General features: G+C 74.9%; 16 protein-coding genes. 6 read left to right on the forward strand and 10 right to left on the reverse strand.

Annotated elements, in window-relative coordinates:
* Positions 1–121 precede the first annotated feature (121 nt).
* Both ACZ6W9_RS32300 and ACZ6W9_RS32305 read right to left on the reverse strand, forming a co-directional pair.
* On the reverse strand, positions 122–721 hold the full coding sequence (locus ACZ6W9_RS32300) for a DUF1349 domain-containing protein (protein WP_389967265.1): 600 nt from the start codon (positions 719–721) through the stop codon (positions 122–124).
* Positions 722–831: 110 nt separating this feature from the next.
* The gene (locus tag ACZ6W9_RS32305) at positions 832–1,584 is read right to left on the reverse strand and encodes a dienelactone hydrolase family protein (protein WP_389967262.1); all 753 of its coding nucleotides are present in this window, start codon (positions 1,582–1,584) and stop codon (positions 832–834) included.
* A gap of 94 nt (positions 1,585–1,678) precedes the next feature.
* Between ACZ6W9_RS32305 and ACZ6W9_RS32310 the strand changes: the two genes are divergently transcribed.
* Positions 1,679–2,143 carry a MarR family winged helix-turn-helix transcriptional regulator gene (locus ACZ6W9_RS32310; protein ID WP_362939951.1) on the forward strand — a complete coding sequence of 155 codons (465 nt, stop codon included), beginning with the start codon at positions 1,679–1,681 and terminating at the stop codon, positions 2,141–2,143.
* Positions 2,144–2,260: 117 nt separating this feature from the next.
* On the opposite strand, the gene ACZ6W9_RS32315 is transcribed toward ACZ6W9_RS32310, so the two are convergent.
* The 5 genes from ACZ6W9_RS32315 to ACZ6W9_RS32335 all read right to left on the reverse strand — a co-directional run bounded on the left by ACZ6W9_RS32315 (position 2,261) and on the right by ACZ6W9_RS32335 (position 7,364).
* Positions 2,261–2,812, reverse strand: coding sequence for a hypothetical protein (locus tag ACZ6W9_RS32315; protein ID WP_362939948.1), 552 nt, complete (start codon positions 2,810–2,812; stop codon positions 2,261–2,263).
* A 190-nt stretch (positions 2,813–3,002) separates the two neighbouring features.
* Positions 3,003–3,755 (reverse strand): lysophospholipid acyltransferase family protein, encoded by a 753-nt coding sequence (locus ACZ6W9_RS32320; RefSeq protein WP_362939945.1) that lies wholly within the window; start codon positions 3,753–3,755, stop codon positions 3,003–3,005.
* Positions 3,756–3,898: 143 nt separating this feature from the next.
* Positions 3,899–5,734, reverse strand: a complete 1,836-nt coding sequence (locus ACZ6W9_RS32325; protein ID WP_470121154.1) for a thiamine pyrophosphate-binding protein — start codon at positions 5,732–5,734, stop codon at positions 3,899–3,901.
* The gene (locus tag ACZ6W9_RS32330) at positions 5,731–6,504 is read right to left on the reverse strand and encodes a cyclase family protein (protein WP_389967254.1); all 774 of its coding nucleotides are present in this window, start codon (positions 6,502–6,504) and stop codon (positions 5,731–5,733) included. Before ACZ6W9_RS32330 ends, ACZ6W9_RS32325 begins: the two co-directional genes overlap by 4 nt.
* A 101-nt stretch (positions 6,505–6,605) precedes the next feature.
* Positions 6,606–7,364, reverse strand: a complete 759-nt coding sequence (locus ACZ6W9_RS32335; RefSeq protein ID WP_470121156.1) for a sulfite exporter TauE/SafE family protein — start codon at positions 7,362–7,364, stop codon at positions 6,606–6,608.
* Between the two features lie 97 nt (positions 7,365–7,461).
* On the opposite strand from ACZ6W9_RS32335, the gene dhaK reads away from it, so the two are divergent.
* From dhaK to dhaM, 3 genes are read left to right on the forward strand one after another with little or no spacing between them, the layout of a single operon-like run.
* A complete protein-coding gene (gene dhaK, locus ACZ6W9_RS32340) occupies positions 7,462–8,454 on the forward strand; it encodes a dihydroxyacetone kinase subunit DhaK (protein ID WP_470121158.1) in 993 nt (330 codons plus the stop codon).
* A 58-nt stretch (positions 8,455–8,512) separates the two neighbouring features.
* A complete protein-coding gene (gene dhaL, locus ACZ6W9_RS32345; protein ID WP_470121160.1) occupies positions 8,513–9,454 on the forward strand; it encodes a dihydroxyacetone kinase subunit DhaL in 942 nt (313 codons plus the stop codon).
* Positions 9,454–9,825 carry a dihydroxyacetone kinase phosphoryl donor subunit DhaM gene (gene dhaM / locus ACZ6W9_RS32350; RefSeq protein ID WP_470121162.1) on the forward strand — a complete coding sequence of 124 codons (372 nt, stop codon included), beginning with the start codon at positions 9,454–9,456 and terminating at the stop codon, positions 9,823–9,825. Before dhaL ends, dhaM begins: the two co-directional genes overlap by 1 nt.
* Before the next feature lie 112 nt (positions 9,826–9,937).
* On the opposite strand, the gene ACZ6W9_RS32355 is transcribed toward dhaM, so the two are convergent.
* Positions 9,938–10,606: an esterase/lipase family protein gene (locus ACZ6W9_RS32355; RefSeq protein WP_389967238.1), complete on the reverse strand. Its 669-nt coding sequence runs from the start codon at positions 10,604–10,606 to the stop codon at positions 9,938–9,940.
* Positions 10,607–10,784: 178 nt separating this feature from the next.
* Between ACZ6W9_RS32355 and ACZ6W9_RS32360 the strand changes: the two genes are divergently transcribed.
* Positions 10,785–13,649 carry a helix-turn-helix transcriptional regulator gene (locus ACZ6W9_RS32360; RefSeq protein WP_470121164.1) on the forward strand — a complete coding sequence of 955 codons (2,865 nt, stop codon included), beginning with the start codon at positions 10,785–10,787 and terminating at the stop codon, positions 13,647–13,649.
* 81 nt (positions 13,650–13,730) lie between these two features.
* On the opposite strand, the gene ACZ6W9_RS32365 is transcribed toward ACZ6W9_RS32360, so the two are convergent.
* Together ACZ6W9_RS32365 and ACZ6W9_RS32370 are read right to left on the reverse strand one after the other, a co-directional pair.
* Positions 13,731–15,107, reverse strand: coding sequence for a helix-turn-helix transcriptional regulator (locus ACZ6W9_RS32365; protein ID WP_389967232.1), 1,377 nt, complete (start codon positions 15,105–15,107; stop codon positions 13,731–13,733).
* Positions 15,108–15,134: 27 nt separating this feature from the next.
* Entirely contained in the window at positions 15,135–15,320 is a 186-nt protein-coding gene (locus tag ACZ6W9_RS32370) for a hypothetical protein (RefSeq protein WP_470121166.1), read from the reverse strand.
* Here ACZ6W9_RS32370 and ACZ6W9_RS32375 point away from each other — a divergent pair.
* Positions 15,319–15,885, forward strand: coding sequence for an ATP-binding protein (locus ACZ6W9_RS32375; RefSeq protein ID WP_389967559.1), 567 nt, complete (start codon positions 15,319–15,321; stop codon positions 15,883–15,885). The genes ACZ6W9_RS32370 and ACZ6W9_RS32375 overlap by 2 nt on opposite strands.
* The last annotated feature ends 44 nt before the right edge of the window (positions 15,886–15,929 follow it).

A 15,929-nucleotide genomic window follows, 5' to 3' on the forward strand; every position in this document is an offset into this window, starting at 1 on the left:
CAGCGGGTCGCTGATTTTCCAGCCTGTTTCCCGGCGAGGGGTTCGCGGTGCCGTCCGGCCGCCGGAGCGCCGGGCCGGCCGCCGTGCCCGCGACGGCGCGTGGACGCCGGGCTCCCGGCCGCTAGACGCCGCCGCGCAGGTCGGCCAGGCGGCCGGCGGAGTGGCGGACGTCCTCGAACCGCACGGTGCAGCCCTCCCCCGTCGGGGACTGGGCCTGGAAGCCGACCTCGGGGTCGCCGTCCAGCGCGAAGTAGCGGATCAGCTGCCAGAAGTCCGAGCCCACGGCGACGTGGAAGGCGTAGGCGGAGCCGAGCCGGGAGATCCGCAGCCGGACGTCGTCGCCCTCGACGGTGAACGCGTTGCAGTCGTCGGACACCCCCCGGTTCACCACGGTGACGACCGTGGGCCTGCCCTGCGGGGAGAGCTCCAGGCAGAACTTCGCCCAGTGGTCCGGGCCCGCGTACAGCAGCATCACGCCCGCGTCGTAGGTGGACAGCAGGTCGAGCCGGACGCGGGCGCCGAGGGTGAAGTCTCCGTCGAGGCGGCCGACCAGCGCGGGGGCGTCGTCGAAGCGGCCGGGGCCGCCGGGGTCGCAGAACAGGTCCGTCTTCGGCCCCGCGGTGATGGAAAGGGCGTCCTCTCCCACCACCTCGTAGGCGACCGGCTCGTGCAGCCAGTGCATGGGGGCGGGGAAGGCGGGCAGGACGACGGGTTCCGTCATCGGATCTCCTCGGGGGTACGGGTTCTCGGCCAAGCCCTTCGATCTTCGGAACACGCCCAGTCTGTCACGGGAGCGCTCCCACGAGGGGGTCGTCGGCGGGCGGGGCGCGCTCAGCCCACCCGGTCGAGGAACGCGAGGACGCGCCGCCAGGCGTCGGCGCACGCGCCGGCGTGCTCGTCGTCCCTGACGTCGAAGAACCCGTGCGGGGCGCCGGGGTAGACGACGAACTCGTGCTCCACCCCGGCGGCGGTGAGGGCGTCGCCGAACTCCTTCACCGCGCTCTCCGGGATGCCCTCGTCGGCCCCGCCGAACAGGCCCAGAACCGGGGCGGACAGGTCGGCGGCGTGCTGGGCGGGCCCGGGACCGTACGGGCCGGCGATGCCGGGGTGGCCGTAGAAGCCGACCACCCCGGCCAGGCCGAAGCGCGGCTCGGAGGCGAAGAAGGCCAGCCGCCCGCCCATGCAGAAGCCCAGGGCCGCCTGGGCGCCGCCGTACTCCCGCAACCGGCCGAGGGCGGCGGTCATGTCGTCCTGCTGCCGGGACCGGGTGAGCGCGGCATAGTCCTCCATGCGGGGGAAGCCGTCGCCCCGGCCCTCGGTGGAGGGGCCCGCGGTGCGGCCGAAGTGGTCGTAGGCGATCGCGGGGTGGCCGTGCTCGGCGAGCCGTACGGCCAGGCGCTCGTAGAAGGGCGCCAGCCCCCGGTTGTCGGGGATCACCACCACCCCGGCTCCCGCCGGCCGCTCGGGGACGGCCAGGTAGGCGGCGAGGCGGGTGCCGTCGGCGGAGGTCAGGGTCAGCGGGCCGGAGGTGACGGGCGTGCCGGTGGAGGCGACCGGCGGGGTGGCGTCAGCGTCGTAACACACGGGCGTGTCCTTTCGATGGATGCCGTGGATGCCGGGGGATACCGGGATGACGCGAAAGTAGCAAAGTCAGATTGATAAAGCTAACCTTGGCATCATGATGGACGACACCCCGGCGGATTCCGGCCGGCCGGATCACACGGCGCGCGACCTCAGGATCGCCGTCGGCCGCATCGCCCGCCGGATCAGGCAGCTGTACGGCGTCGCCGACAGCGCGAGCGACCTCACCTTCACCGAGCTGGCCGTGCTGTCCCGGCTGCACCGCCTGGGTCCCTCGACCTCCGCCGAGCTGGCCGACTCCGAGCAGGTCACCCCCCAGGCGATCGGCACGACGCTCGGCGCGCTGGCCAGGCGTGGCCTGATCGCCCGCGAGCCCGACCCGCGGGACGGCCGGAAGGTCGTCAGCCGGCTCACCGAGGCCGGGACGCGCGCCCACGACGGCCGGACCCAGGCCGTCACCGAACGGCTGGAGCGCGCGCTCGGCGACGCCCTGGACGACCGGGAACGGCGCCTGCTCGCCGAGGCGCTCCCCCTGCTGGAACGCGTCGCCGACCGCCTCTGACCACCGGCCGCCGGTCCTCCGGGATCAGGAACAGGCCGGGATCCGGGGAGAAGCGCGACCGGCCCCCCGGGATCAGGAACGGTCCCGGATCCGGGGAAAGGCACGGCCGGCCCCCGATCAGGAGTAGGACGCCACCATTCCGGCCACCATCCCCGCCACCGCGACGGACGTCAGGAGCGCCCCGAAGATCACCGCACCCCGGCGGCCCCGCCGTATCCGCAGGGCGTGGAGCGCCACGTAGGGGAGGAAGGCGAGCACACCGGCGCCGAGGAAGGGCATGGTCAGCGCGGCCAGCAGGCCCGCGGTCCCGGTCGGGACCGCGCGGTCGCGGCCGGGGGCGAGCCGGGCGCGCCTGACGTCCCCGGCGGTGGAGTCGGGCGAGGCCGTCACCGCGATCGCCGCGCCGCCGCCATCGGGCGTGAACCTCCCCCGGCAGTCGTAACGCCCCTCCCCCAGCGGCACGCAGGAGACGACGGTGAGCGTGCCCGGCGTGCCGGTCCGGCCGGTCGCCAGTTCCAGGTCGTCCACGGCGAAGACGAAGGGCATCAGGCCCAGGGCGAGCCAGCAGACCAGGAGAACGGTCATGCCGACGGGTCCGGGGGTGCGCCCGGGACCCGGGGCCGGTCCGGGCTCCATGGCGTCGAGGAGGTTTTCCAGCGCGTCGTTCATGGAACGGAAAGGTGCACCCTGCCGCTTGCGGATCACCTGCCTCCGGCTTGCGGCGGGCCGCCCTCCGGCTCGTTCCCGGCGCGCGTCCTCCCCGTGCGAGTCCCGCCGCGCGTCCTTCGCGAGTCCCGCCGCGCGTCCTCCACGCGGCGGGACTCCGGGGGCGGGCGGTCGTGGCGGCCCGCCCTCCGGCTCACGCCTGGCGGCGGGCCTCCCGCTCCTTGGCCTCGGCCTCGTCCATCTGGGCGGCCTCCTCCGGGGTGGGGGCGGTCCCGCCGAGGTGCCTGGGCTGCCACCAGACGCCCTGGGGCTGCTCGGGGTAGTTCCGCTGGGCCCGGTCGAGCAGCTCGGTCATGCGGGTGCGCAGGTCGGCGGTGGCGGCGTCGTAGTCGTCACCGCGCTTGGGATGCATCGACTCGCCGACCAGGATGGTCACCGGGACGTGCCGCTGGAGGAGCTTCTTGGGGCGGCCCTTGGTCCACAGCCGCTGCGTGCCCCACAGGGCGACCGGGATCACCGGCACCCCGGCGGCCACGGCCATCCGGATCGCGCCGTTCTTGATGTCCTTGACGGTGAACGACCGGCTGATCGTGGCCTCGGCGAACACGCCGACGACCTCGCCCGCCTTGAGCGCCTTCATGGCCGCCCCGAACGCCGAGGCGCCCGCCGCGCGGTCCACCGGGATGTGGTGCATGCCGCGCATCAGCGGACCGGAGATCCTGTGGTCGAAGACCTCCTTCTTGGCCATGAACCGGACCAGCCGCTTGGCCGGCAGGGCGGCGAAGCCGGCGAAGATGAAGTCCAGATAACTGATGTGGTTACTGACCAGCACCGCGCCCCCGGTCCTCGGTATCCGCTCGGCGCCCTCGACGCGGATCTTCAAATCCAGCGCGCGGAACATGGTCCGCGCGGCCCCGATGACCGGGGGATACACGATCTCAGCCATGGCTGAACCGTACCTCAGCTTCCCCGCTCACCGGCCTGCCACGGTCCCGCGACGGGGTGGGACCGGGGCAGGCCGAAGGACCGCGGCGGACCGGGGACCCCGTGGCGGACCGGGAGAACCCGTGGCGGACCCGGGGGCCCGCCTCAGTGGCCGCGGAACGCCTCCTCCAGCCACCACGAGCCGCGCGCCCGGGTGACACGGGCGTGGACCAGCAGCGGCCGCTCCCGCGGGCCGTCCAGCCACCGGGCCACCGCCGCGAGGTCTCCGGGGGCTTGTACGGTGACCGCCTCGAAGCCGAAGCCCCGGGCGATGCCGGCGATGTCGGCCGGTGGGAAGACCACGGTGTCCAGGGGATGGCCGTCCGGTCCGAAATGGTGCACCTCGGCGCCGTACGCCTCGTCGTCGTAGACCACGACCACCATGCGCAGGCCGAGCCGTACGACCGTCTCCAGCTCGGAGACGCCCATCAGCGCGCCGCCGTCGCCGAGCGCCGCCACCGCCAGCCGGTCCGGCCGGGCGAGGGCCGCACCGATCGCGGTCGCCAGGCCGAGGCCGATCGACTGGAACGCCTGGGTGAAGCAGAAGCCCCCTTCGTCCGGGACGTCCATGAACATCGCCGGATATCCCATGAAATTTCCGGAATCGGGGCAGACGACGCGCTCGACGGGCAGCAGGTCGTCGAGCGCGATCGTCAGGGTCCGGGGGTCGATGCGGCCGTCGCCGCTCTCGTCGGCGTACGGGACGTCCCGCCAGCGGACCTCCCGGGCGATCCGCAGCGCCAGCGCCTCCGACCGGTACCCCGCCCTGCCCGGCACTGCGCGCGTCCCGGGCTCCCGCCGTACGGCACGCGGCCCCGCCCCTTCCGGCACGGCGCGCGTCCCGCCGGGTTCTCCGTCCGCCACGACGGGCGCGGGGCGGGCCCCGGCCCCGTCGGCGAGCAGGTCCGCGACGGCCCGCGCGGTGCGGGCGACGTCGCCGGTCACCCCGAGGCGGACCGGGCGGTGCGCGCCCAGGGCGTCGGGATCCAGGTCCACCTGGACGACCACGGTGTCCGGGCCGACGAGCGCGCCGTGCCGGGTGGTCCACATGTTCAGGGCGCATCCCCAGCCGACGATCACGTCGGCGTCGCGGATCAGTTCGGCGGTCAGGGGTGAGGCGAAGCCGCCGCTGACGTCCAGGTCCCACGGGCTGCCCCGGAACAGACCCTTGGCGACGGCGGAGGTGGCGAGCAGCGCACCGGCCCGCTCGGCGAGCTCCTCCAGCTCGCGCCGGGCCGTACGGGCTCCCCGGCCGGCCACGAACACCGGCCGCCGCGCGCCCGCGAGGATCTCCGCCAGCCGGGCGGCCGCCTCCGGGTCGGGTCCGGCCGGGAGCGGGCGCGCCCCGCCGGCGAGACCGGCGGATCGGACGGAATCAGCGGATCGAGTGGAACCGGCGGTCCCGGAGCCGCCGGTCTCCCCGTCCCCCACCCCGGGCAGACCGGAGACGGTCAGCGCCTGTACCTCCAGCGGCAGGCCGAGCAGGACGGTGCGGCGCCCGTCGCGGGCGGCGCGGAACGCCTCGGCCGTCAGGGCCGCGGCGTCCGCGGCGGAGCCGACCCGCATCGGGACGGCTCCGACCGCCGCCGCCAGCGCGGCCTGGTCCACGAAGAAGTTGGACCGCGGGGCGGTCACCTCACCGGCCAGCACGACGAGCGGCGTCCGGCTCTTGGCCGCCTCGGCGACGCCGGTCAGCGCGTTGGTCAGCCCCGGCCCCTGGTGGACGCTGAGCACGCCGACCCGGCCCGTCATCCGCGCGTGGGCGTCGGCCATGGTCGCCGCCCCGCCCTCGTGGCGCGCGGCGACGAACCGCACGCCGTGCGCGACCAGCGCGTTGGTCACGTGGAAGTTGCCACTGCCGACCACCCCGAACGCGGTGTCCACGCCCAGGGAGGCGAGGACCGCGCCGACGGTCTCCGCGACGGTCCCGCCGCCGCTCACCGCTCGACCAGGGCCAGCACCCGCACCGGGCTGCCCGAGCCGCCGACGATGGGCAGCGGCGGGGCGACGACCACCGCGCCGGTGACCGGGAGCCGGTCGAGGTTGCGGAGCTGGGTCAGGCCGTACTTGCCCGCGCCCAGCAGGAACGAGTGGCACGGGAAGGGCGGGTCGAAGCCGTGCGCCGCGCCCGCGTCGGTGCCCACGGTCTCCACGCCGATCCCGGCGATCGGGGTCTCCTCCGCCAGCCACCTGGCGCACTCCACCGACATCCCGGGGCTGTGAGGGCCGGTCTCGTCGGCGTTGAGGAAGCTCTCCTGGTCGTGGGAGCGGGCGTCCCACCCGGTGCGGTAGAGCAGCCACCCGCCGTCGGGCAGCGGCCCGTTCTCCTTCTGCCACGCCTCTATGTGGCCGATCTCCAGCAGGAAGTCGGGGTTCCCGGCCGCCTCGCCCGCGACGTCCAGCACGACGGCGGGGGCGACGAGCCGTTCCGGCGGCACCTGGGAGACGTCCTCGCCGTCCTTGCCGGTCGCCCAGTGGACGGGCGCGTCGAAGTGCGTTCCGACGTGCTCGCCCGTGGTGAAGTCGTTCCAGTACCAGGCGGGACCGCGGTCGTCGTAGCGGCTGATCTCCTTCAGCGTGAACGGGACCGTGTTCGCGAACGGCTCCGGCAGCCGCAGGATCGGCGTCTCGGACGACAGCGGCGCGGTCAGGTCGATCACCTCTATCCCGCCGTTACGGATGCTCTCCACCAGGTTCCGCAGCACCGACATGACGCCTCCGAGGTCGGGAGATGGCCTGGTCGGATCCTCCTACACGCCGGAGGCCTCCGCCATCCCTCCGCGCCGTGTCGTCCCCGGCCCGGGGCGGCCGTTCAGAGATAGGCGTCGAGGGCGAGCTTGGCCGCGACGAGCAGGCCGCAGACGGCGGCGACGACGCGCAGGGACGCGCCGGGGAGCCGCCGCGCGATCACCGGGCCGATCCGCCCGCCGACCAGGAACCCCGCGGCCAGCGGGACCGCCGCCGACCACTGCACCGGCCCGAAGACCGCGAAGCCGAGGGCGGCGACGGCGTTGGCGAAGGAGGACACGACGTTCTTCACGGCGTTGACCCGGACCGGCGACTGGTCGAGCACGGCGGTGAGCACCGCGAACATGACGATCCCGCCGGCCGCGCCGAAGTAGCCGATGTAGGTGGCGACCGCGAACAGCGCGGCCCGGACCGGCCAGCGCTTCTCCGCCCCCGCCCCCGCGCCGGAGACCAGGCCGGGCAGCCGGGGCGGGCGGATCAGCGTCAGCGAGGCGACCGCGACCAGCCACGGCACGATCGCCTCGAACGTCCGCGACGGCGTGAGCAGCAGCAGGGCCGCACCCGTGGCGCCGCCGAGCGCCGTCACCCAGCCCATGCGCAGCACCAGCCCGCCCTGCCCGGCCAGTTCGGGCCGCGACCCGGCCGCCGCTCCGAGGCCGGTGAAGACCAGGGCGGTCGTGTTGGTGACGTTCGCGGTCAGCGGGGGCAGCCCGAACGCCAGCAGCGCCGGGTAGGAGACGACGGACGCCAGGCTCACCACCGTGCTGACCACCCCGGCCAGCGCCCCGACCCCGGCGAGTCCCAGCGTCTCGATGACGTTCACAAGATTCAACCCAACCACACCGCGTTCCGGCCCCGGACACCGAGGTTTTCCGGTCGCGGCGCTTGCCCTCCCCGCCGAACGGGCAGATCTTCGGGATGTGAAGAAGCTCATCAACAGTGCCGATTCGGTGGTCGCCGACGCGCTGCGCGGGCTCGCCGCCGCGCACCCGGACCTGCGGGTCGATGTGAAGAACCAGTTCGTGACGCGCGCCTCCGGACCACGTCCGGGCAAGGTCGGCCTGGTCTCCGGCGGCGGCTCGGGACACGAGCCGCTGCACGCCGGTTTCGTCGGGTACGGCATGCTCGACGCCGCCTGCCCCGGTGAGGTCTTCACCTCGCCCGTCCCCGACCAGGTGATCGCGGCCAGTACCGCCGTGGACGGCGGGGCCGGGGTGCTGCACATCGTGAAGAACTACACCGGCGACGTCCTGAACTTCGGCATGGCCGCCGAGTTGTGCGCCGACGAGGGCGTGGAGGTCGCGACCGTGGTGGTCGACGACGACGTGGCCGTCCGCGACTCCCTCTACACGGCGGGACGCCGGGGAACCGGCGCCACGGTCTTCGTCGAGAAGATCGCCGGAGCCGCGGCGGAGGAGGGCGCGCCGCTGGCGGAGGTGCGGCGGGTGGCCGAGGAGGTCGACGCGCGCAGCCGGTCGTTCGGCGTCGCGCTGAGCGCCTGCACCACGCCCGCCGCGGGCGTGCCCACCTTCGACCTGGGCGACGACGAGGTCGAGCTGGGCATCGGCATCCACGGGGAGCCCGGCCGCGCCCGGTCGGCCATGCGCGGGGCGCGCGAGCTGGTGCGCGTCGCGATGGACGCCCTCCACGAGGACATGCCCCTCGAAGGGGACGTCCTGGTCATGGTGAACGGCATGGGCGGCACCCCGCTGATCGAGTTGTACGTCGCCTTCGCCGAGGTGGCCGCCTACCTGGAGGAGAAGGGCGCGACGCCGTCGCGCAACCTGGTGGGCGACTACGTCACGAGCCTCGACATGCAGGGCTTCTCGGTGACGGCCTGCCTGCTGACGCCGGAGCTGACCCGGCTGTGGGACGCGCCGGTGCAGACGCCTGCGCTGCGGTGGGGCCGCTGACGTGACCGGGCCGGACGACCGCGCGCGTGACACGGGCGGCACGGGGAACGCCGACGGGATGAGCGACACGAACGCCACGGACGACACGACCGGCACGACGGACCCGGTCGGCACGGGGGGCATGAGCGGCCCGGCCGGTATAGGCGGTGCCACCGGTACGGCCGGCGCGACCGGCGGCCTGGACGCCGCCCTCTTCGCCGCGTGGGTCGAGGGGATCGCCGCGGCGGTCCGGGCCGACCGGGACCGGCTGACCGCGCTGGACTCCGCGATCGGCGACGCCGACCACGGGGCCAACCTCGACCGGGGCTTCACCGCGGTCGCCGAGGCACTGGCCGGCGGCCGGCCGGACACCCCGGGGGCGCTGCTGTCCCTGGTGGGCAACACGCTGATCCGCAAGGTCGGCGGGGCGTCCGGGCCGCTGTACGGCATGGCGTTCCGGGAGGCGGGCAAGGCGCTGGGCGACTCCCCCGAGGTCTCCCTCGCCGACCTGGACGAGGCCCTGGCCGCCGGGCTGGCCGGGATCCGGAGGCTGGGATCGGCCGCCGAGGGCGACAAGACCATGGTGGACGCGCTCGCCCCGGCGCTCCGGGCGCTGACGCAGGCCGTACAGGAGGAGCGGGCGCCGGTGGAGGCGGTCGGCGCGGCGGCGGAGGCGGCGGAGGCCGGGGCGCAGGCCACGATCCCGATGCAGGCCCGCAAGGGCCGGGCCAGCTATCTCGGCCCGCGCAGTGTGGGGCACGAGGACCCCGGCGCCGCGTCCACCGCCCTCATCGTCCGGGCGCTGCACGCGGCGGTGTCCCGTACGGCGGGCGACCCGGACGGGCGGTCCGGGTCCGCCGCGGAGGGGACGTCCCGGCGGCCGGCGGAAGACCCGTCCGGTTCACCGTCCCGGCGGCCGGCGGAAGACCCGTCCGGTTCACCGTCCCGGCGGGCGGCGGGAGAACCGTCCGGGCCGACGGCGGGAGAACCCTCCCGGCCCGCCCAGGAAGGACCGGTGTGATGGTCGGCGTCGTCCTCGTCTCCCACAGCGGCCCGCTGGCCGACGAGCTCGTACGGCTGGCCCGGCAGATCGGCGGCGCGGACGTGCCGCTGGCCGGGGCCGGCGGCACCGACGACGGCAGCCTCGGCACCAGCCCCGACCTGGTGTCCAGGGCGATCGAGGAGGTGGACCGGGGCGACGGGGTGGTCCTGATCCCGGACCTGGGCAGTTCGGTGCTGACCGCCCGGCTCATGGAGGGTCCCGGCGTGGTGATCGCGGACGTGCCGTTCGTGGAGGGCGCGATCGCGGCGGTCGTCTCGGCGGGCTCCGGCGCCTCGCTGGAGGACGTGGTCGCCGCCGCCGAGGAGGCCAGGACCTTCCGCAAGCTCTGAGGGGACCGGCGCGGCCCGGTCGCGGTGGTTCCGGACCGCGCCGGGACGCCGGGCGCGGTGACCGGTGGAGGCGGCCCGGCCCGCCCGCCGTACCGGACCGCCGTACGGATCGTCAGCGGACGAAGTCGCGTACCTGCTGGGAGACCGACCAGGAGAGCAGCAGGGACAGGTGGCCGATGCAGCCGACGTTGACGTTGGTCGCGCCGTCCAGCTTCACGCTGTCGTCGGGGTTGATGATCTCGTCGCACCACGACCGGAACGCGCCGTAGTGGACCGCGCCGGGCGTCTCGTCGCCCTCGTTGAGCCGGTCCAGGAAGGACGAGTGGTAGTTCATCTCCGCGCAGGAGACGATCAGCAGGTCGCAGAGGTAGGAGGCGTTGGTGCCGTGGTTGGGGCCGCCGACGGACACCCAGTCGTCGACGGCGTCGACGCCGCCGAGGAACTTGAGGTACCAGCGCGATGACAGGCCGCCCATCGAGTGGGTGACGATGTCCACCTTCTGGGCGCCCGTCCGGCCGCGGACCTGGTTCACGAAGTCCGCGAGCTGGTTCGCGGTGGTGACGTTGGACTGCGCCGAGTTGTAGCCCCAGGCGAACAGCCGGTCGGCGGGCCAGCCGTCCCGCTGAAAGTCGCCCCTCATGACGTCCCAGTTCCAGGCGGCCCCCGCCCAGCCGTGCACGAAGATGACGGGGTCGGGGGCGGCCGCCTGGGCCGGGGCGGGGACGAACGGGACGATCATCGCCAGTCCCGCCACCAGGGCGAGCCACAGCCGTCGTCGCATGGGCTTCTCCTCCTTCGTACGGCCCGCCGAACACGGCGGCGCCGACGAAAGAGTCCGTCGACGGCGGCTCCGGGGCACCGGTGACATCACCGGTCTTCTCCGAACCGGTGATCTCACCGGGGGACCCGTTGGCCGTCCCCTATTCACACGGATGTGACTGGCAAGTAACTTATGGGGTGTGACGGCCATCACACCCCCCGATCTGCACGGCCGCGAACGAGAACGGGCCGACCTCGACGCCCTGGTCCGGGCCGCGGCCGCCTCACGCAGCGGCGTGCGGGTGCTGGTCGGCGAGCCCGGGGCCGGGAAGACCGCGCTGCTCGACTACGCCGCCACCCGCGCCGGGGGCTTCACCGTGCTGGCGGCCCGGGGGGTGCCGTCGGAGTCACGGCTGCCCTTCGCCGCGCTGCACCGGCTCGTCCGCCCGCTGACCCCGCTGGTCGACGGGCTCCCCGAGCCGCAGCGCCGGGCCCTGGCGGTCGCGCTCGGCCGGGCCGAGGGCCCCGCGCCGGACCGGTTCCTGATCTCGGTGGCGGTGCTCAGCCTGCTGTCGGAGGCGGCCGAGCGCGGCCCCGTCCTCGCCGTGGCGGACGACGCGCACTGGATGGACGCCCCCTCCTTCGACGCCCTCGCCTTCGCCGCGGCCCGGCTGGAGGCGGAGGGGGTGGCGCTGCTGGCGGCCCGCCGCCCCGACCACCCCCCGGTGTTCCAGGGGCTGCCGACGGCACAGGTCGGCGGGCTGGAGGCGGAGGCGGCCGGCCGGCTCGTCCGCGAGCGCGCCCGGGGACCGGTCGGCGAGGCGGTGTGCGCCCGGCTGGTCGCGCACACCGGCGGCAATCCCCTGGCGCTGCGGGAGATCGTCGACGGACTCACCCCCGACCAGCTCGCCGGCCGTACGGCCCTCCCCCGGCCGCTGCCGGTCGGCCCCGGCCTGGAGCGCGCCTACCTCGACCGGGTCGCGGCGCTCCCGGAGGACACGCGGACGCTGCTGCTGCTCGCCGCGGTGGAGTCGGAGATCGACGCGGCGACCCTGGTCCGCGCCGCCGCCCACGCCCGGATCGACGTCTCGGCGATCGAGGCGGCGGAGGCGGCGGGGCTGGTCCAGCTCTCGGAGGCGGGCGTGCGCTTCCGGCACCCGCTCATGCGCTCGGCCGTCCACCAGGGGGCGGGCCTGACCCGCAGGCGGTGGGCGCACCAGGTGCTGGCCGAGACCTCCGGGCCGCCGGACCGGCGCTCCTGGCACCGGGCCGCCGCCGCGCTCGAACCCGACGCCGGCCTGGCCGCCGAACTGGAGGCGACCGCCGTACGGGCGCGGGTGCGCAGCGGCTACGCGGCCGCGGCCGTCGCCCTGGAGCGGGCCGCGGAGCTGACCCCGGCCGCCGCCCAGCGCGGGCGGCGCCTCGTCGCGGCGGCGTGGGACCGCTGGCAGGCCGGGCACACCGACCTCGCGGTCCACCTGCTGGACCGCGCCGGCCGGCCGACCGGCGCCGACGCCGACGCCGGTTCCGCGCGTCCGTCCGGCGACGACCCCGGCCTCCCGGCCCCGGAGAGGACCGGAGACACCGCCCCGGAGAGGGCGGCGGGCCCCGGTGAGCCGGAGGAGACCGGGGATCCCGACGAGATCGCCTTCCTGTCCGGGGTCATCGGCCTGCGGGTCGGAGCCACCGGGACCGCCTACGAGTCACTGCTGTCGGCCGCGCGCCTGCCCGACCCCGCGCGGGCCCTGCGCGCCCTGATGGGCGCCGCCGAGGCCGCCTCCTACGCCGGTGACCTCGTACGGCTGGCCACCGCGGCCCGCCGGGCGGGCTCCCTGGGCGACACGCCGGGCACGCGTGCCGCGCTGATGCGCGCCTACCTGGCCGCGCTGGCCGAGGCCGCCTCCGGCGACCTCCCGCGGGCCGTCGGACCGCTGCGCCAGGTGGTGGACGCGGCCGGACTCGTCGCCGACCCCGACGCCCTGGGATGGGCCGGCACGGCGGCGCTCATGCTGGGCGACGACGAGGCCGCGCACGCGCTCTCCTCCCGCGCGGTGGCACTCGCCCGCGCCCGCGGCGCGGTGACCGCGGTCCCGCAGGCCCTGGAACTGCTCGTCTACAGCGAGCTGTGGACCGGCCGGCTCGGCATGGCCGGAGCCAACGCGCTGGAGGGGCTGCGCCTGGCCACCGACACCGGGCAGCTCAACTGCGTCTGCCACCTGCACGCCCTCCTCGCGCTGCACGCCGCCATCGAGGGCGACGAGCACGCCTGCCGGGAACGGGCGCAGGCCGCGCTGGCCCGCGCCCGCGAGCACCGCATCGGCCTGGCCGCCGCCGTGGCCACCTGGGCGCTGGCCTTCAGCGACCTGTCGGCGGGCCGGTACGGCCAGGCCGCACAACGCCTGACGCGGATGAGCCGGGCCGACGCCGGCCTCGGCCACGGGGCCATCACGCTGCTGTCGGCCCCGCACTACGTGGAGGCCGCCGTACGCGACGGCGACCGCGAGCGCGCCGCCCGCGCCCTGGAGGCGTTCCGCACCTGGGCCGAGACCGTCGGCAGCCCGTGGGCGCGGGCTCTGGTGGAGCGGTGCCGGGCGCTGCTGGCCCCGGAACGGGACGCCGGCGAGCACTACCTGGCGGCCCTGGAACTGCACGCGCGCGGCGAACGGGACTTCGAACGGGCCCGCACCGCGCTGCTGTACGGCACGTACCTGCGCCGCCGGCGCCGCCGCGAGGAGGCGCGCGACCATCTGCGCGAGGCGGCGGAGGTCTTCGAACGGCTCGGCGCCGCGCGCTGGCGGCAGCGGGCCGCGGCCGAGCTGCGGGCCGCCGGTGAGCCGGTGTCCGGGCCGGGCAGTTCCATCGGGGAGGTGCTGACCGCCCAGCAGTTGCAGATCGCCCGCTTCGTCGCCGAGGGGGCGACCAACCGGGAGATCGCGGCGAGGCTGTTCGTCAGCCCCCGCACCGTCGACTACCACGTGCGCAACATCTTCACGAAGCTCGGCATCACCTCCCGCGCCGAACTCATCCGCTCCGCCGCGTCGTCCCTCACCGCCCCGGGCGGCTGACGTCCGAGGTGATTGAGGACCCGAAGCCGGTCAGGAAGCAGGTCAGGCCCCGACGGGAGGCGCTCGCCCGCATCGTCACCATCAGGCGGCGAGTTCGACGCGCAGGTGGTCGCGGAACTCCCGGACCATCACGCTGTCACCGTACGGCTCCAGCCGCCCGGCGAACCGCCGGAGGAGATCGGCCGGACGGGCGGAGGTGAGGGTTCTGGTCATCGGAACGGCGGACCGCGCACTGGCGAGCGCCTGCTCCACCTCACCCATCTCCAGATACGCTTCGGCGGCGTGAATCCGGTTGAGCTGAGCCGATCGAGGAAGACGCTCACCGAAGGCGTTCACAGCCGCCTCCGCCCACTCCGCCGCCCGCCGGTGCTCGCCCAGCAGACGCCAGCAGTTCCCGGCCTCACCGGTCAGTTCTGCCTCCTCGAACCTGTCGGCCCATTCCGGATCGCGGTCGGTGGTCCCCCGCGTGTAGGCGCTCTCGGCCTCGGCGAGCAGGCGCTCCACCCGCCTCGCGGTGTGCCGGTCGGCGGTCTCCGCTTCGCCCGCTTCCAAGGCCGTCGCCCACGCCTCCTTGACGAGGATCAACGCCATGACGCGCGGCGGCGCGTCAGCCCGGCGCGCGGTGTCCGCCGCCGCGCGGGCGAGCCACACCGCCCAGGTGGGCTGCTCCAGGTGGATCGCCTGGCGGGTCAGCGTGGCCAGTACCCACACACCGGTCAGTGGGTCGTTCCCCGCCTTGGCCAGCCGTAGCGCCTGGCCGAAGTGCTGCTGGGCCTCGCCGTGCCGACTGATGTCGAAGGCCGTCCAGCCCGCCAGCCAGCTCATCCCCGCCGCCGCGCTCATCAACTCGGCCCCGGCCTCGTCGTCATACCGCCCGTGCAGCAACGGAGCGACGTTCTCGTTCAGATAGCGCATCACCACCGGGCGGACCAGTCCGGACCCGAATCGGCGGTCCATCTGCACGAACGCCTTGCGAGCCTCGTTGATCCTGGCCACGTCGGCGAGTCCCACGACAGGTCCCGCCCCGAGACGCGCCACCGACGCGACCGGACCACCGTACTGCCACGCCAACAGCCACTCCCCCAGCGCCGAGGGCACGAACGGCAGCGCGGCCAGCAGGTGACGCCGGGACGGGTCCATCTCCAACCTCCACAGATGCGCGGCGGCCTTCACGGTAGCCATCGGCGAGCCGCCCGCGCTGTCGGCGGCCGGACACGATGATGTCGCCGTCAGGGCCCAGCCTTCTATCCACTCCTCCACCCGATGCGGCTCCGCCCCGAACACGGCGGCGATCCTCGCCCGGTAGCAGGCCCGCACCCCCTGCTCACCGCGCTCCCACCGCGCCCACGTCGTGACCGAGACCCCGACCGCCTCGGCCGCCTGCTCCTGGCTCATGCCCAGCCGCCTGCGCGCCCGCGCCAGCTCCGGACGCCCCCCGCACCGCAGCTCCTCAACCACGGACACTCCTTATGAGTAGTTCTTCGACTACTCATTGTGATGGCCGGGGAAGGCCCGCGCCATCGCCCGGACGAGAAACGACCAGCAAGCGACCAGCGCCGACGGCGGAGCCCCCAGATCACCGACGACGAGCAGGTGGCGGCGTTCCCTGCCGCCGTCCCAGGGCGTTTCCTGCTGTCCACGATCATCCGACAGCGAAGGAGTCGTGTCCATGCGGCCAGACGGCAGCATCCCCCCGGGCACCCCCGGCCGCCCCTCACCGTTCCCGCCCTCCCGTCCCGGACCCGGCGAGCCATCACCCGTCGCGGCGGAGGGGAGCCGCGTCCGGGTGCTGGTCCGGGCGCTCCCGCCCGGTTCCGCCTCGCGCCGGGCCCGCGAGGTCGTACGGGAGGTACTCCGGCAGGCCGGCCTGGACGGTGACGCCGTCGCCGACGCCGAACTCGTCGTTGCGGAACTGGCGGCCAACGCCGAGAGGCACGCCCGCCCGCCGTACGAGGTGAGGATCTTCAGCCTGAACGGGGTGCCCGCCTGGTGCGAGGTCGTCGACGGCGACCCCGACGCGCACGAGGTCGCCGTCGTCCTGGGCCTGCTGCGCTTGGTGAAGGAGATCGACGCGCCGCTGCTCGTGGAGAACGGCCGGGGCCTGCTGCTGGTCCACCGCCTCTCCAGCGGCCACTGTCACGTCCACCCAGCCACCGCCTTCACCACCGCCACCCCCGGCAAGGCCGTAGCCTTCGCCCTCCCCACCCTCGCGGGCCCCCGCCTGATGTTTCCGTGAATCCGGTTCAGCCGATCCCGCAGAGGCGGTGCGCTGACTTCGGA

It is taken from the genome of Streptosporangium sp. NPDC053982 (assembly GCF_055585205.1).

Bases quoted from the DNA above. Each gene is read 5' to 3' on its own strand.
- ACZ6W9_RS32320 (WP_362939945.1), bottom strand. From the start codon at position 3,755: ATGGCTGAGATCGTGTATCCCCCGGTCATCGGGGCCGCGCGGACCATG.
- dhaL (WP_470121160.1), top strand. From the start codon at position 8,513: ATGAGCGACACGAACGCCACGGACGACACGACCGGCACGACGGACCCG.
- ACZ6W9_RS32315 (WP_362939948.1), bottom strand. From the start codon at position 2,812: ATGAACGACGCGCTGGAAAACCTCCTCGACGCCATGGAGCCCGGACCG.
- ACZ6W9_RS32355 (WP_389967238.1), bottom strand. From the start codon at position 10,606: ATGCGACGACGGCTGTGGCTCGCCCTGGTGGCGGGACTGGCGATGATC.
- ACZ6W9_RS32300 (WP_389967265.1), bottom strand. From the start codon at position 721: ATGACGGAACCCGTCGTCCTGCCCGCCTTCCCCGCCCCCATGCACTGG.
- ACZ6W9_RS32310 (WP_362939951.1), top strand. From the start codon at position 1,679: ATGATGGACGACACCCCGGCGGATTCCGGCCGGCCGGATCACACGGCG.
- ACZ6W9_RS32375 (WP_389967559.1), top strand. From the start codon at position 15,319: ATGCGGCCAGACGGCAGCATCCCCCCGGGCACCCCCGGCCGCCCCTCA.
- ACZ6W9_RS32370 (WP_470121166.1), bottom strand. From the start codon at position 15,320: ATGGACACGACTCCTTCGCTGTCGGATGATCGTGGACAGCAGGAAACG.
- ACZ6W9_RS32330 (WP_389967254.1), bottom strand. From the start codon at position 6,504: ATGTCGGTGCTGCGGAACCTGGTGGAGAGCATCCGTAACGGCGGGATA.
- dhaM (WP_470121162.1), top strand. From the start codon at position 9,454: ATGGTCGGCGTCGTCCTCGTCTCCCACAGCGGCCCGCTGGCCGACGAG.